The organism is Bacteroidales bacterium (assembly GCA_013314715.1).
In the GTDB taxonomy this organism is placed as follows: domain Bacteria; phylum Bacteroidota; class Bacteroidia; order Bacteroidales; family GWA2-32-17; genus Ch61.
Map to the genome: position 1 here is coordinate 41,095 of JABUFC010000019.1, position 15,474 is coordinate 56,568.

Genomic DNA, 15,474 nt, shown 5'->3' on the forward strand with positions numbered 1-15,474 from the left:
AATGAATAAATAAATTAAAATTATTATTGTAAAGATGGTATCTATTTTTTATTTTTGAAAATAATTTTTCACATTATGGCAGGAAATATTACATTTACTATGATTAAGCCAGGTGCAGTAAAAAATGAGCATATTGGCGAAATATTAGCAATGATAAATAAAGCAGGTTTTCATATTGTATCATTAAAGATGATGCAATTATCTCGCGAAAGTGCTGCTAAATTTTATGCTGTACACAAAGGTAAACCGTTCTACGAAGGCTTAGTTGAATTTATGTCGTCTGGTCCTATTGTTGCTGCTATTTTGCAAAAAGAAAATGCCGTAGAAGATTATCGTAAGCTTATCGGTGCCACCGACCCAGCAAAAGCCGAAGAAGGAACCATAAGAAAATTATTTGCTGAGTCGGTTCAAAGGAATGCAGTTCATGGTTCAGATAGCGATGAAACCGCTATCGCCGAAGCAGCTTTCTTCTTTCCAGAAATAGAACGTTTTTATAAATAATACAGAACAACTTATATATGCAAAAATCAATGACAGGCTTCGGCCACCTAACTTTTATTTATCAAAAAAAACAAATCACTATTGATGTTAAGTGCCTGAATAGTAAGTCTTTAGATTTAAATGTGCGAATCCCAAATTTTTATAAGGAACTTGAATTTGAACTTAGAAGCATTGTAACAAAACAATTATTAAGAGGAAAAATTGATATAAGTTTTAATGTAGAATGGATTGAGCCTCCTATCCCTGGTGAATTAAACAAAACAGCATTTATACACTATTATAATTCTTTGCTTGAGTTAAAAAATGAACTTCAACTTCATCATTATCAGCCCGAATGGTTTTCTACTCTAATTCGAATGCCCGATGTGGTGAGCTCTATTCAGCAGAAACTTGAAGACGATGAAAAAAAATGTGTAATTCAAAATTTTGAGCTAGTTATTAAACAAGTTAATGACTTTAGAACACAAGAAGCACAAACATTGGTTAATGATATATCCAATCGAGTAAAGTTAATCGATAGTAAAATAGATGATATTTCAGTATTTGAAAAACAGCGAATTGAAAATATTCGACTTCGTATTAGTAACAGCTTGCAAGATTTTTTTAAAGAACAAACATACGACGCAAACCGTTTTGAACAGGAGCTAATTTATTACCTCGAAAAACTTGATATAACCGAAGAAAAGGTTCGCCTCCGCAATCATTGTAAATATTTTCTTGATACAATACAAAACGAAGAGCACGCGGGACGTAAATTAGCATTTATATCGCAAGAAATAGGTAGAGAAATAAATACCCTTGGTTCAAAAGCTCAAGATACTCAAATTCAGATATTAGTGGTGGAAATGAAAGACGAACTCGAAAAAATTAAAGAACAATTATTAAACATTTTGTAGTATGGCAAAAAAAAAGGTGGTTATTATTTCTGCTCCATCGGGTGCTGGTAAGACCACTATGGTTAAGCATCTTTTATCGAATTTCCCCCAGTTAGAGTTTAGTGTTTCGGCATGTAGTCGTCCTAAACGCCCAAACGAAATAGATGGGGTAGATTATTTCTTTCTTACCGTCGAAGAATTTAAACAACGTATTAAAAACAATGAGTTTATAGAATGGCAAGAAGTATATCCTAATCGTTTTTATGGAACATTAAAAGCCGAGGTTGAGCGTATTTGGGCTAAAAATCATGTGGTACTTTTCGATGTAGATGTATTAGGTGGTATTAATTTAAAAAAAATATTCAAAGACGAGGCCGTTTCCATTTTTATAGCTCCTCCGTCCATCGATGTGCTTAAAGAAAGACTTGAAAAAAGAGGAACTGAAAATATTGAAAGTCTAAAACAAAGAGTTGAAAAAGCTGAATATGAAATGAAATTTCAATCTCAATTTGATTATGTGGTTGTTAACGACAATTTAGAGTTAGCTATTCAAGAAATTACAAGTATTGTTCTTACACATATTTAATTTATATGGAAATATTATCTAATGAAAAAGCCAACAAAAAAGCTGCTTTATTATCAATATTATCGAATATAGTTTTAATTTTGTTAAAACTTATAATTTCTTTTTTTACTGGTTCAATAAGCATTTTATCAGAGGCATTGCATTCGTTAAGTGATTTATTTGCTTCTGTTATTACTTTTTTTTCTGTAAAGTATTCTGAAACTCCACCCGACGAAAAACATCCCTATGGACACGGACGAATCGAAAATGTAACGGCTTCTGTGGAAGCTATACTTGTAATTATTGCAGCCATTTTTATTTTATACGAATCCATCATTCGTTTTTTTTACCCTTCCAATATTCAGATGCCTATACTGGGTATTGTTGTAATGTTTTTATCGTTTCTCTTAAACTTGTTTTTATCTAATTATTTATATAAGGTATCTAAAAAAACAAAATCAGTAGCGCTCGAAGGGGATGCACTTCATTTGAGAGCTGATATGTTTTCGTCATTAGCTATAATACTTGGATTTGTATTAATGTATTTTTTTCATTGGTATGTTATCGATTCCATATTTGCTTTTGCAGTAGCTATTTATATGTCTATTGAAGGCGTTATTTTATTTAAAAAATCGTTTAACCCATTAATGGATGAATCGGTTGAAAAGGCCGATTTAGATACCATAATAAAAATATTTGAAGATAATCACTATCGAATTCACAATTTAAGAACGCGAAAATCGGGTAATATTATTTTTGCTGATGTACACTTAGAGTTGCCTCCTCAGATGTCATTAATCGAAGCACATACTATTTGCGATAATATAGAACAACTCGTTGCTGAAAAAAATCCTAATATAAGAGTAAATATACATGTAGAGCCAACCAATCCAGATAAAAATTAATTTATTATTCTTCTTTTTATGGCACTATTTTTGAAAAGTTCCATAAAACAATTGAATTATGGAACCGAAAAAAAAATCGAATGTAAATCTTGAACGCAAAAGAATATTTTTCTTTCAATTAGGCTTAATGTTTGTATTAGTTATCGTTTTTGCAGCTTTTGAATGGAAATATCAACCTAAAGAAAATGATTTTATGGGCAATACAAATACAACCATAATTTTCGAAGATATTGTTCCAACTACTAAACAAAATGAAATAAAAAAGCCCAAAATAAATGTACCTACACCACAATTAGATATTATGAAAATAATTGATAATTCTATGAAAATACAAAATGAATTTAAAATGGGCGATACCGAAGCAAATGATTCTACAATAATATTGATATCACCGATTGAACCCGAGGATACTACCATATACGATTCTTGGGAAATAGAAAAAATGCCTCAATTTATAGGAGGAAACCCTGCTTTGTATCAATGGCTCCGCGAACATATACCATATCCGAAAGAATTAAAAGAAATGGGAATTCAAGGTAAAGTAGGTGTTCAATTTGTAGTTGAAAAAGATGGCAGTATTGCCGAGGTCTCCATTATTCGAGGAATAGACCCCAATTTAGATCGAATAATAGTTGACAGTATTTTAAAAATGCCCAAATGGGAACCAGGTTTTAAAAATGGTAAATATGTTGCAACCAAGTTTGCACTTCCCATCAGTTTTAAGTTAGAATAAAATTTTTTTTCAATCATATAAGTAAATAAAAAAATCATTAACTTTACCGCAAAATTAAACAAATATGGAACTAAAGAAAAATCCTCAGGCAGATCTTGAAAGAAAGCGTAGCTTGTTTTTTCAAATAGGCTTATTAATAACTTTAGCCTTATTATTATTTGCATTTGAACTCAAAATTATGCCAGAAGAAAATAGCACTTTTGTTGCTGAAAATACAGGCAAAATAGAAGAAGAAATTGTTCCTATTACTAAACAAGAAGAAATTAAAACTCCTCCTCCACCACCACCGGCCGTTACCGATGTGCTCGAAATAGTTGAAAATAATGAACAAATAACTAACGAAGTTCAAATTCAAAATACAGAAGCCGATGCAAATACACAAATTGAAGCTAAAGTAGAAGTACAACAAGAAGAAGAAAATGAAGAAGTTATTAACTTTTACGTAATAGAAGAAAAACCTGAATTCCCCGGTGGCGAAGCAGCCATGTTTCAATACATAAGCAAAACCATTAAATATCCTGAAATAGCAAAAGAAAACGGAGTTCAAGGTAAAGTTTTTGTTCAATTTGTTATAGGTAAGGACGGCAGAGTAACCGATGTACAAGTTGTTCGTGGAGTAGACCCATCACTCGATAAAGAAGCTATTCGAGTAATTCAAAACATGCCAGCTTGGAAACCTGGTAAACAAAGAGGTAAACCAGTAAAAGTTTCGTTTCAGTTACCTATAAACTTTAAACTTAGCTAATATAAAAGCCCTGAATAAGGGCTTTTTTAATCTTATAAAAAATGAAACAATTAATTATTTTTGCTATTATTGCAACTACTCTTTATGCTTGCAATGTTACTAAAAGGTATTATATCCGAGGCGAGTATGATAGAGCAATAGCAAGGGCAGTTAAGAAATTAAAGAAAAATCCCAATAAAGAAAAAGAAATTATATACCTTGAAAAATCATACAATGCTGCCAATTTAAACGACCAAGAAAATTTAAAATTCTTAAAATCAGAAGGACGGCCCGAAAATTGGGAAAAAATATTAACAATATATAGCAATCTAAAATATCGTCAGTCGATAGTACAGCCTATATTACCTCTTAAATTAGGCAATAGAACAATTTCATTTAGTTATATCGATTACGATAAAGACATTTTAAATGCAAAACAAAATGCGGCCGAATATTGGTATATTAAAGGTAAACAATTATTACAAACAGGAAATAGATATGATGCACGCGAAGCCTACAATTATTTTAAGAATGTTAAATATTATTACGAAACATATCAAGATGTAGATGCACTTTTAAAACAATCGCTGCAAAAAGGTATTTCAAAAGTAGCTTTAACATTCGAAAATAGTACTATTTATAAATTACCTACCGATATTAAAAATAATTTATTTAATTTGGAATTTGAACGATTTGATAGTAAATGGGTTCGATATTTTCCTAATCCTGATAACAACGATACTTATCATTATATAATAAAATTAAATTTAAAAAATATTCAAATATTACCCGAAAAAGTATTTGTGCGTGAAAGCATTAAAACAAAAAAGATACAAGACGGAACAGAAGTATTGTTAGATAATAACAATAATGTTGTTAAAGACTCATTGGGTAATCCAGTGCGTGTACCTCGAATGATTGAAGTTTCATGCAAACTTATTGAGACTGTTCAGCAAAAAGCATGTCATGTAGATGGCGAAGTTTTATATTTTGATGTAGATAACCAAAAAGAAATAACAACTAAACCTTTAGGTAGCGATTATTATTTTGAGAATATTGTATATATAGCCAATGGCGATTTAAGAGCTTTAGATGACGATATAAAGAAAAAGTTAGGTCAACTCCCAGTTCCTTTTCCCAACGATATAGAAATGATTTCTGGTGCTTTAGATGTTTTTAAAAAAGTATTCAACGATTTACTTTTTGAAAATAAATACCGAATAAAGTAAACTATGACTTTACTAAAATCTAATGCACAGCAGTGTGTACTGGTTGGTGTTATTACTCCCGAAATTGACGAAAAAAAAGCGAATGAATATATTGATGAACTTGAATTTTTAGCACTTACTGCCCATTTAGAAACCAAGCAAAAATTTTTTCAAAAAATACAAAGCCCTAATTCTAAAACTTTTATTGGTGAAGGTAAGTTATTAGAAATCAGGAATTATATTCAAGAAAATCAAATATCCATAGCTATATTTGATGATGAGTTAAGTGGAACTCAGTTGCGAAATATAGAAAATATATTAAAATGTAAAGTACTCGATCGCACTAATTTAATTTTAGATATTTTTGCTGTACGTGCTCAAACGGCTTATGCTAAAGTACAAGTTGAGTTAGCACAATACGAATATATGTTACCACGCCTTACTCGAATGTGGACACACCTCGAACGTCAGCAAGGCGGTATTGGTATGAGAGGACCTGGTGAAAAAGAACTCGAAACCGATAAGCGTGTTATTAAAAAGAGAATATCGTTGCTAAAAGAGCAGTTAAAAAGGATCGATAGGCAAATGAATACACAACGTCAGCAACGAAAAAAATGGGTACGAGCAGCTTTAGTTGGTTATACCAACGTAGGAAAATCAACACTCATGAATTTATTAAGCAAATCGGATGTATTTGCAGAAAATAAACTTTTTGCTACGCTCGATACTACTGTTCGAAAAGTGGTAATTGATAATATCCCATTTTTACTTTCTGATACGGTAGGATTTATAAGAAAATTGCCTCATCATTTAATTGAATCATTTAAATCTACATTAGATGAACTCACTGAAGCTGATATTATTTTACATGTAATTGATGCTAGTCATAATTCGTACCACGATCATTTTAGAGTTGTTAATCAAACACTTTTTGACATTGGAGTAAAAAATAAACCCATTATTCATATTTTTAATAAAATCGATTTATTAAATAGCGAACAAAAAATGTTATTGCAAAACGAGTCAAAAATTTTAATAAATAACAATGAAAACAATACAATTATTTATATTTCAGCTACGCAAAAAGAAAATATTGATACACTTAAAACATTAATTTATAATATTGTAAAAGAAATTCATCGCAAAAGATATCCTTTTGAAAATTTTTTATATCCAGATTTTAAATAAAATTTTATATATTGCACAAAAAAAAGCATGATAAAAGCCATTATTGCTGATGACGAACACGATGCTGTTAACTATCTGAAAGATAGCTTAAAAAAATGTTGTTCTAACGTGGAAATAATAGCTACAGCTCGAAATGTTAAAGAAACCGAAGAGTCTGTTTTATCATTACATCCTGATTTGCTATTGCTTGATATTAATATGCCTGGTGGAAGTGTGTTTGAAATGTTAGATCGAATAAAACCAATTACTTTCGAAATAATATTTGTTACGGCATACAACCAATTTGCTATTCAAGCTCTAAAACGAAATGCTATCGATTATTTACTAAAACCAATTAATATAAATGAGTTAAAAGAAGCCATAAGTAAAGTAGAAAGAAAAAAATCTGAAGCAATTAATAAAAATAATATCGAAGAACTTATTCGTGAAATAACTAAACAAAACAAAATTGCAATTACAACTTTTGAGCGAACAATTTATTTAAAGACATCAGATATTATTCGTTTTGAAGGTGAAGGAAACTATGTAAGAATTATTACCTCTTCGGGCGAAAATTATTTTGTTTCAAAAAAAATAAAAGATTATCAGGAATTATTGCCCGATTATCCTTTTTTCAGAGTACATAATAGTTTCTTAATTAATGTAGACCATGTAAAATCTATATTAAATAAAGACTCCGCAATTATTATGTCTGACGATACGGTTATCCCCGTTTCCAGAAAGAAGCGTGAAGAATTTTTAGAATTAATGTCACATCATTGTAAATGCTAAAATTACCAAATATAAAATAACAACAGCATTCTACATGTTGTTACATGCAATCTATACATTTGCTATTGACAATTGAGTAATTTTTTTATTATCTTTACTTAAAAATTACATTCTTTTAATGGAAAAATTGCTTGAAGATGGTTCGAGGTATTACTTAAAAGGTAATTTTAAGAAAGCTATCGATTGTTTTCTTAAAGTCTTAGAAAGAGAACCTAATCATACAAAAGCATTGTTTTATTTGTCTATTGCATACATGGATTTAGGTCGTTACGACGAAGCTATTGAAGTAATAGACCGCTTAATAAAATTAGAACCCAATAATGCTATTGCTTACAAAAACCGTGCTTTAATAAAATATTCTCAAAATAAAGAAAAAGAGGCAATGGTAGATTATAAGATGTTTGTAAAACTTTCGCAAAAAGATTAAAATTTTTTTCTACCTTAGCTGCTGAGTTTTTCATAAAAATGAAAAAAAACATTACCTCAATCATTTTATTAGCATTATTTGAGCTTTATTCATTGGGCTTGTTTGTTCATTTTAAAATTATTCAAATTCAAATAAAATCAGAGATTATTTGTTTAATTCAAAAAAATAAAGTGCCTTTATCAGCAATTGAGTGTTATAATTATAATGCTATTAAAAGTAAAGTGTTTTGGTACGAAGAAGCTAAAGAATTTTCGTTTAATAAAAAAATGTACGATGTTTTATTTATTAAGTCAGATACAAATAATCAAACATTGTTATATGTTATTCAAGATAAAAAAGAAGACGAGTTGATTCACAATTTTAATCAAAAATATAAAAAAGACTTATTATCATGGTTTAAAAATTATACTTCAAATTTTATATTTATTATTAATCAAGCTTCGATAAAGTTTTTTCAGATTTATATTTTTGAAAATATTTCTATACCTTTAATTTTTTATATTGATTCTGTCATAGAAAAATATGATCAGCCACCTGAAGTAAAATTTTAGATTTCTTTTTTTATTTTTATCTACTATTTGTTTATTGTTGTATTTAAAAAATAAATGTGCTATGAAAAATTTTATCATTATCATATTGTTCTATTTTATTAGTAACTTCAGTAATTGTCAGTTAATAACTATTAAAGATAAAATAAATTTACAACCGATTGAAAATGTATATGTATTTATAAATGAATCATTAATTGGGCATACTAATATTAAAGGACAAATTAAAATAAAAGCGGAACTAAATGATTTGATTCGATTTGAACATATAAGTTATGAAACTGTGAGCAAAGAATACAAGGAAATTGTTTCTAATAAGAATATATTGTTTCTTATTCCCAAAACAAATTTACTTCATGAGGTAACTATTGCTTCTACTCGCTTCGAGAGCAATAAAAATAATGTTGCTCAAACGAACATTATTATTGATAAGGCATTGATTAACAGTTTACAAGCTCAAACATCAGCCGATTTATTAAGTAATTCTGGTTTGGCATTTGTGCAAAAAAGTCAACTCGGAGGTGGTAGTCCTATTATAAGAGGTTTTGAAGCAAATAAAATATTATTGGTAGTAGATGGAATTCGAATGAATAATGCCATATATCGGGGAGGGCATTTGCAAAATATAATAACAGTCGATGCATGGTCGTTAAATAAAGCAGAAATTCTCGAAGGGTCGAGTTCTGTTATGTATGGCAGTGATGCTCTTGGAGGCACCATATATCTCGAAACAATTAAGCCATTATTAAATGATACAAATGTTTTTACATCGAAGGGAAATGTTATGCTAAAAACTTCAACGGCTAATAAAGAAAAAATGGGGCATGTTGATATTAATATAGCGAATCATCGGATAGCTTCATTAACGAGTATAAGTTATGCTTTTTTTGACGATTTAAGACAAGGTAATAATCGCAACCCTTTCTATGGTGATTGGGGGAAAAGATGGTTTTATGTAAAAAGAATAAATAATAAAGATAGCGTATTTATTAATAACGATCCAAATTTACAAATAGGCGCTGGATATTCACAATACGATTTATTGCAAAAAGTATTGTTTAAAGTAAATAATAATTTACAATTATTAGGAAATGTGCAATTTTCCAATTCTTCCAATATTTCGCGATATGATCGTCTTACACAAATGTCGGGTACACTTCCAAAATATGCAGAATGGTATTATGGACCTCAAAGAAGACTTTTAGCTTATTTAAAAATTGAATATCATAAAAAAAATATGTTATTTGATGATTTAAGACTAGTACCTGCTTATCAAAATATTGAAGAAAGTCGTCACGATAGAAAATTTAATAAAAATAATCTCAATCATCGAATAGAGAATGTGGATATATTTTCTTTAAATATTGATTTTAGAAAAAATTTCAATGAACAGCTATGGATTTATGGATTAGAATTTTCGAATGAAAAAATAAGATCAAATGCATTTACTGAAAATATTCTTGATCATACTACTAGTAATTTAGATACTCGTTATCCAGATGGTGGATCTATTATGAATAGAAATTCAGTATTTATTAATCATCAATGGAATTTGTTTGATAAAGTTTTTTTTAGTGAAGGATTAAGGTATAATTTTTCTTTGTTAGAATCTAAATTTATCGATACAACTTTTTATCATTTCCCTTTTAATGAAATTTCGCAGCAAAATCAAGCCATTACTGGGAGTATAGGTGTGGTATTTAAAACATCTGATTTTTTAAAATTTCATTTGAATTATGCAAGCGGATATAGAACCCCCAATGTTGATGACTTAAGTAAAATTTTTGAATCTGTTCCTGGGAATGTAATTATGCCCAATGAAAATCTAAAGCCAGAAAAAACTCACACTTTTGATATAGGTTATCAGCTCTTGTTTAATAGTCATTTTTCATGGTACAACAATGCTTTTTATACAATATATAAAGATGCTATTACAACAGAACCTGGAAAGTTTAATGGATTAGATTCGATTTTATATAATGGTCAAATGAGTCAAGTAATTTTAAATGTAAATAAAACGAAAGCATATTTATATGGTATATCGTCAAACTTGTTAATACAATTAAATACTTCATTAAACTTCATTGGTAATGTGTGCTATACTTATGGTAGAATTAAGACCGATTCGACCGATTACCCACTCGACCACATTCCACCCGTTTTTGGTAAAATTGGCTTTCAATATAAAAAGCAACGACTTAGCACTGAAATTAATATGTTGTTTAACGGATGGAAGTTTATAAAAGATTATAACATGTATGGCGAAGATAATTTTGTTTATGCAACAAGCTATGGAATGCCTGCATGGATAACGTTTAATGTATATGGTTTATATCAGATTCATACTAATCTACAAGTAAATGCTGCTATTGAAAATATACTAGATCAAAATTATCGAGTTTTTGCTTCGAATATTAGTGCACCTGGAAGAAATTTTAAAATTGGTTTGAAATTTATTTGGTAAAGCGAAGCAAAAGGAATATACGACGAATTCTTGTTTCATAAAAAAAGCTGCCCTTTACAGACAGCCTCAAGTTTTAGTAGCGGGGGTAGGGATCGAACCCACGTTCTTCTGATTCCGTTATGAATCAGAAGAATATGAGCCCGACGTCTGTAAAAAATCATGTATGATTTTAATTTTAGCATAATGCCCACTTCCAGATTTAAAATACCGTTCTTTTTTTCTAGCTTTTTCTTTATCTTGAAAGAACTCAACCCAGACAACGATCCATGGTCTGTATTTTTGTGTCCATCCATGTCCGCGTTCATTGTGCGATTTAAACCGCTCAATAAGGTTATTTGTAATTCCGACGTATGTTTTTTTGTTTTTAACAGAGTATAAAATATATACGACGAATTCTTGTTTCATAAAAAAAGCTGCCTTTTACAGACAGCCTCAAGTTTTAGTAGCGGGGGTAGGGATCGAACCTACGTTCTTCTGATTCCGTTATGAATCAGAAGAATATGAGCCCGACGTCTGTAAAAAATCATGTATGATTTTAATTTTAGCATAATGCCCACTTCCAGATTTAAAATACCGTTCTTTTTTTCTAGCTTTTTCTTTATCTTGAAAGAACTCAACCCAGACAACGATCCATGGTCTGTATTTTTGTGTCCATCCATGTCCGCGTTCATTGTGCGATTTAAACCGCTCAATAAGGTTATTTGTAATTCCGACGTATGTTTTTTTGTTTTTAACAGAGTATAAAATATATACGACGAATTCTTGTTTCATAAAAAAAGCTGCCTTTTACAGACAGCCTCAAGTTTTAGTAGCGGGGGTAGGGATCGAACCTACGACCTTCGGGTTATGAGCCCGACGAGCTACCACTGCTCCACCCCGCAATCTGAATGCAAAGATACAAAAAAATATTACAAATGCATAACTTTCTTGTAAAAAAAATATTAAAGATTGTTAAAATTCTTGTTTTATAAAGAAATCGTACATTACAATAGCTGATGTAACTGCTACATTAAATGAATGTTTAGTGCCAAATTGTGGAATTTCTATACAAAAATCGCAAAGATCGATTATTTTTTGATCTACACCGTGAACTTCATTACCAAAAATAAAAGCGTATGGTTGATCTTTTATAACTTTAAATTTACGTATGTCAATGCTTTCGTCGGTTTGTTCAATTGCCACTATTTTAAAATGATTCTTTTTGCAATATTCAACTGCTTCTATGGTGTTTGAATAGTATTTCCAATCGACCGATTGGGTAGCGCCAAGAGCCGATTTTTCAATTTCACGGCTTGGTGGTTGTGCTGTAATTCCACATAGCAAAAGTTGTTCTACACGAAAAGCATCGCATGTCCTAAAAATGGAGCCAATATTAAATTGGCTTCGGATATTATCAAGTATTATGCTAATAGGGAGTTTAGGCGACTGTTTAAATGTTTCTACACTTATACGTTGAAGTTCATCAAGCGAAAGCTTTTTCATTGTTTAAAAGTTTGGGCAAAATTAGTTATTTTTTAGTCTGATATCTTTTATGTTAATAAAATAATATAAATTCGCAATTAAAAATTGTATTATGAACTTACACGAATATCAAGCTAAGGCATTATTAAAAGAGTTTAATGTTGACGTGCCTTTGGGTTTTGTTTGCAATAATGCAAATGATGCTATCGAAATAGCTAAAAAAATAAAAAACGACACGGGTTGTGATGTGGTAGCAGTGAAGGCTCAGATACATGCTGGAGGGCGTGGTAAAGGTGGTGGTGTTAAGATTGCAAAAAACGATCAGGAAGTTTTTACATATGCCAATCAAATACTCGGAATGAATTTAGTAACACATCAAACAGGACCACAAGGAAAGCTAGTTCGAAAAATTTATATAGAACAAGGCATATATTACAAAGGACCATCAGAAACTAAAGAATTTTATTTAAGTATTTTGCTTAACAGAAACACAGGTGAATTAGTTGTTATATATTCGCCTGAAGGTGGTATGGATATCGAAGAAGTATCGGCTAAGTCGCCCGAAAAAATATTTAAAGAACCCATTGACCCCCATATTGGATTGAGCGATTTTAACGCACGTAACATAGCGTTTAATTTAGGTTTATCGGGTATCGCTTACAAAAATTTCATCCCATTTATTAAAGCTTTATATCATGCCTATGTTAATACCGATGCGTCGATGATTGAGATCAACCCTTTGGTGAAAACATCGGACAATAAAATTTTTGCTGCCGATGCCAAAATGATTTTAGACGACAATGCTTTATATAGGCACCCTAAATATTTGGAGCTACGCGATATTTTTGAAGAAGACCCTGCCGAAGTAGAAGCTTCTGAGCATAATTTGAATTTTGTAAAATTAGAGGGGAATGTTGGATGTATGGTTAATGGAGCAGGTTTAGCAATGGCAACTATGGATATTATAAAGCTATCGGGTGGTGAACCTGCTAATTTCTTGGATGTAGGAGGTGGCGCTAATGCTAAAACTGTTGAGGCAGGTTTTAGAATTATACTTAAAGATAAAGCGGTAAAAGCTATATTAGTGAATATTTTTGGAGGTATTGTTCGTTGCGATAGAGTGGCAGAGGGTATTATTGAAGCTTACAAAAATATTGGTAATATTTCTGTTCCCATAGTTGTACGTTTACAAGGTACTAATGCTGAGTTGGCAAAGGAAATGATTGATCGTTCGGGGTTAAAAGTATTATCGGCGATTACCTTGCAAGAAGCAGCCGATGCAGTTAGGGCTGTATTAGCTTAATTTTGGCATTACAATTGTTAAAATTTGCTTCATGCCAAATTTTTTTAAATATATTATATTGATGTTGCTTTTGGGATGTTTTTCTATTTCAACCAAAGCTCAAGGCGATACCGTGCAAACACCTAGACCTCCAGGTTTTTTAGTTTATACAAAAGTAATAAATGGTGATACTTTGCCTATTATTTATTTGCGTGAGATTACTATTTTTCCACCCAGAGTTTTTACTAGTAAACGTGAAGCTATTCGCTATACTAAGTTAGTACGAAAAATAAAAAAAGTGCTGCCTTATGCTAAGCTAGCAAAACTCAAAATTATGTTGATAGAGCTAGAACTAAAAAAAATTCCAACCGAAGAAGGACGCAAAGAGTTTTTAAAAATTGCTGAAAAAAAACTTAGAGCCGATTTTGAAGATGAAATTAAAAATATGACCATGTCGGAAGGTCGAATTTTAATAAAACTTATTGATAGAGAAACCGGTAAAACTTCGTACGAACTTATAAGGCAATTAAAAGGTTCTTTTAGCGCATTTTTATATCAACAAGTAGCTCGGTTGTTTGGCGAAAATCTTAAAGATGAATACGATGCTAAGGGTGAAGATAAATACATCGAAGAAATTGTTACCAGAATTGAAAACGGTGAGTTGTAAGATTTTATTTGTAAATTTGCACAAAAACTATGTTAATTAAATTATACGAAGAGAATCCTAATCCAAAAGATTTAAAAAAGGTTGTAGATGTATTAAAGAACGATGGAGTAATTATTTACCCAACCGACTCGGTTTATGCTTTTGGATGTAATATTTTTTCAACTAAAGCATTGGAACGCATAGCCATGTTAAAAAATCTTGACCCTCAAAAATCTCATTTTAGTTTTATTTTTTATGATTTGAGCCAGATTAGCACTTATACTAATCCACTTAGTAATGAGACATTTAAATTGTTGAAACACAATTTACCTGGTCCATTTACATTTATTTTAGAAGCTAACTCAAATGTTCCTAAGATATTAAAACTAAATAAGAAAAAAACGATTGGAATTCGTATTCCTAACAATAATATTGCTCGTCAAATAGTAAACGAGCTTGGAAACCCTATACTTACAACATCAGTTATAGAAGACGATGATATTATTGAATATATGACCGACCCAGAATTGATTCACGAAAAATATAAAGACAAAGTTGATTTGGTAATTGACGGAGGCTATGGCAATTTAGTGCCTTCTACAATTGTCGATTGTACTTCGGGTGAGTTTAAGATTATCCGCGAAGGATCCGGAGAGTTGAGATTGTAAACGATATTGATTTTTGAATACCAATTTTACCAACTATACAATAACAACTACCATTTGTAAATTCAAACCAACCATCTACACAATAACAACGTAGTTTAAAAATCTGCTTCTTGACAATAAAAAAAATATGCTTTATATTTGCAACAAATTAGTTTATCAACTTATGCTTTTTATTAGCCAATTTTTCATTAGTAAAGCCCTACGGAATTTATATGGTGGATGGCAATAGCCTTATTGTCAATTAGTTATATGGCATTGATGCCTATTTGTATGCAAGCCCAAAATCAAATTCAATGTTCATCTCCAGGAAACTGCAATGGATGGTTATACCATAAAAATAAAATAGGTATAGGCTTTGGTTGGAGCGAAGCCTATGTACCCCGAACAACATTACACCTGCACGAGTTTAATTCTATTAACACTTATTTAAATATAACCAACCAAACGACAGGTTTTCCGGTTGGTAACCAAACCATCGGGATGTTTATCGGAATGACAGGCAACAAGG

Annotated in this window: 19 protein-coding genes and 1 tRNA gene; 16 read left to right on the top strand and 4 right to left on the bottom strand. The window is 30.7% G+C overall.

What is annotated here, in order from left to right:
* The first annotated feature begins 75 nt into the window (after positions 1-75).
* The 12 genes from HPY79_06075 (at position 76) to HPY79_06130 (ending at position 10,909) form a co-directional block, all read left to right on the top strand.
* On the top strand, positions 76-501 hold the full coding sequence (locus tag HPY79_06075) for a nucleoside-diphosphate kinase (protein NSW45362.1): 426 nt from the start codon (positions 76-78) through the stop codon (positions 499-501).
* A 29-nt stretch (positions 502-530) separates the two neighbouring features.
* On the top strand, positions 531-1,397 hold the full coding sequence (locus HPY79_06080) for a YicC family protein (GenBank protein ID NSW45363.1): 867 nt from the start codon (positions 531-533) through the stop codon (positions 1,395-1,397).
* Position 1,398: 1 nt separating this feature from the next.
* Positions 1,399-1,962 (top strand): guanylate kinase, encoded by a 564-nt coding sequence (gene gmk, locus HPY79_06085; GenBank protein NSW45364.1) that lies wholly within the window; start codon positions 1,399-1,401, stop codon positions 1,960-1,962.
* 5 nt (positions 1,963-1,967) lie between these two features.
* On the top strand, positions 1,968-2,846 hold the full coding sequence (locus tag HPY79_06090; protein NSW45365.1) for a cation transporter: 879 nt from the start codon (positions 1,968-1,970) through the stop codon (positions 2,844-2,846).
* A 58-nt stretch (positions 2,847-2,904) separates the two neighbouring features.
* Complete coding sequence (locus HPY79_06095) at positions 2,905-3,579, top strand: energy transducer TonB (GenBank protein ID NSW45366.1); 675 nt, start codon at positions 2,905-2,907, stop codon at positions 3,577-3,579.
* Positions 3,580-3,643: 64 nt separating this feature from the next.
* Positions 3,644-4,324 carry an energy transducer TonB gene (locus HPY79_06100; GenBank protein NSW45367.1) on the top strand — a complete coding sequence of 227 codons (681 nt, stop codon included), beginning with the start codon at positions 3,644-3,646 and terminating at the stop codon, positions 4,322-4,324.
* A gap of 41 nt (positions 4,325-4,365) precedes the next feature.
* Complete coding sequence (locus HPY79_06105) at positions 4,366-5,532, top strand: hypothetical protein (GenBank protein NSW45368.1); 1,167 nt, start codon at positions 4,366-4,368, stop codon at positions 5,530-5,532.
* 3 nt (positions 5,533-5,535) lie between these two features.
* Entirely contained in the window at positions 5,536-6,699 is a 1,164-nt protein-coding gene (gene hflX / locus HPY79_06110; protein ID NSW45369.1) for a GTPase HflX, read from the top strand.
* Between the two features lie 27 nt (positions 6,700-6,726).
* The gene (locus tag HPY79_06115) at positions 6,727-7,470 is read left to right on the top strand and encodes a response regulator transcription factor (GenBank protein ID NSW45370.1); all 744 of its coding nucleotides are present in this window, start codon (positions 6,727-6,729) and stop codon (positions 7,468-7,470) included.
* 118 nt (positions 7,471-7,588) lie between these two features.
* Positions 7,589-7,897 carry a tetratricopeptide repeat protein gene (locus tag HPY79_06120; protein ID NSW45371.1) on the top strand — a complete coding sequence of 103 codons (309 nt, stop codon included), beginning with the start codon at positions 7,589-7,591 and terminating at the stop codon, positions 7,895-7,897.
* A 38-nt stretch (positions 7,898-7,935) separates the two neighbouring features.
* Complete coding sequence (locus HPY79_06125; protein NSW45372.1) at positions 7,936-8,448, top strand: hypothetical protein; 513 nt, start codon at positions 7,936-7,938, stop codon at positions 8,446-8,448.
* A gap of 61 nt (positions 8,449-8,509) precedes the next feature.
* The gene (locus HPY79_06130) at positions 8,510-10,909 is read left to right on the top strand and encodes a TonB-dependent receptor (GenBank protein NSW45373.1); all 2,400 of its coding nucleotides are present in this window, start codon (positions 8,510-8,512) and stop codon (positions 10,907-10,909) included.
* Between the two features lie 117 nt (positions 10,910-11,026).
* On the opposite strand, the gene HPY79_06135 is transcribed toward HPY79_06130, so the two are convergent.
* From HPY79_06135 to HPY79_06150, 4 genes are all read right to left on the bottom strand, one after another.
* Positions 11,027-11,314 carry a GIY-YIG nuclease family protein gene (locus HPY79_06135; protein ID NSW45374.1) on the bottom strand — a complete coding sequence of 96 codons (288 nt, stop codon included), beginning with the start codon at positions 11,312-11,314 and terminating at the stop codon, positions 11,027-11,029.
* 78 nt (positions 11,315-11,392) lie between these two features.
* Positions 11,393-11,680, bottom strand: a complete 288-nt coding sequence (locus tag HPY79_06140) for a GIY-YIG nuclease family protein (GenBank protein NSW45375.1) — start codon at positions 11,678-11,680, stop codon at positions 11,393-11,395.
* A 38-nt stretch (positions 11,681-11,718) separates the two neighbouring features.
* A tRNA-Met gene (locus HPY79_06145) sits at positions 11,719-11,790 on the bottom strand.
* A 70-nt stretch (positions 11,791-11,860) separates the two neighbouring features.
* On the bottom strand, positions 11,861-12,391 hold the full coding sequence (locus HPY79_06150; protein NSW45376.1) for an RNA methyltransferase: 531 nt from the start codon (positions 12,389-12,391) through the stop codon (positions 11,861-11,863).
* A gap of 91 nt (positions 12,392-12,482) precedes the next feature.
* On the opposite strand from HPY79_06150, the gene sucC reads away from it, so the two are divergent.
* The 4 genes from sucC to HPY79_06170 all read left to right on the top strand — a co-directional run.
* Positions 12,483-13,673 carry an ADP-forming succinate--CoA ligase subunit beta gene (gene sucC, locus HPY79_06155; protein ID NSW45377.1) on the top strand — a complete coding sequence of 397 codons (1,191 nt, stop codon included), beginning with the start codon at positions 12,483-12,485 and terminating at the stop codon, positions 13,671-13,673.
* Between the two features lie 31 nt (positions 13,674-13,704).
* Positions 13,705-14,319 (top strand): DUF4294 domain-containing protein, encoded by a 615-nt coding sequence (locus tag HPY79_06160; GenBank protein NSW45378.1) that lies wholly within the window; start codon positions 13,705-13,707, stop codon positions 14,317-14,319.
* A 29-nt stretch (positions 14,320-14,348) separates the two neighbouring features.
* Positions 14,349-14,966, top strand: a complete 618-nt coding sequence (locus HPY79_06165; GenBank protein NSW45379.1) for a threonylcarbamoyl-AMP synthase — start codon at positions 14,349-14,351, stop codon at positions 14,964-14,966.
* A 219-nt stretch (positions 14,967-15,185) separates the two neighbouring features.
* The coding region (locus HPY79_06170) for a hypothetical protein (GenBank protein ID NSW45380.1) at positions 15,186-15,474 on the top strand (289 nt) is incomplete at its 3' end.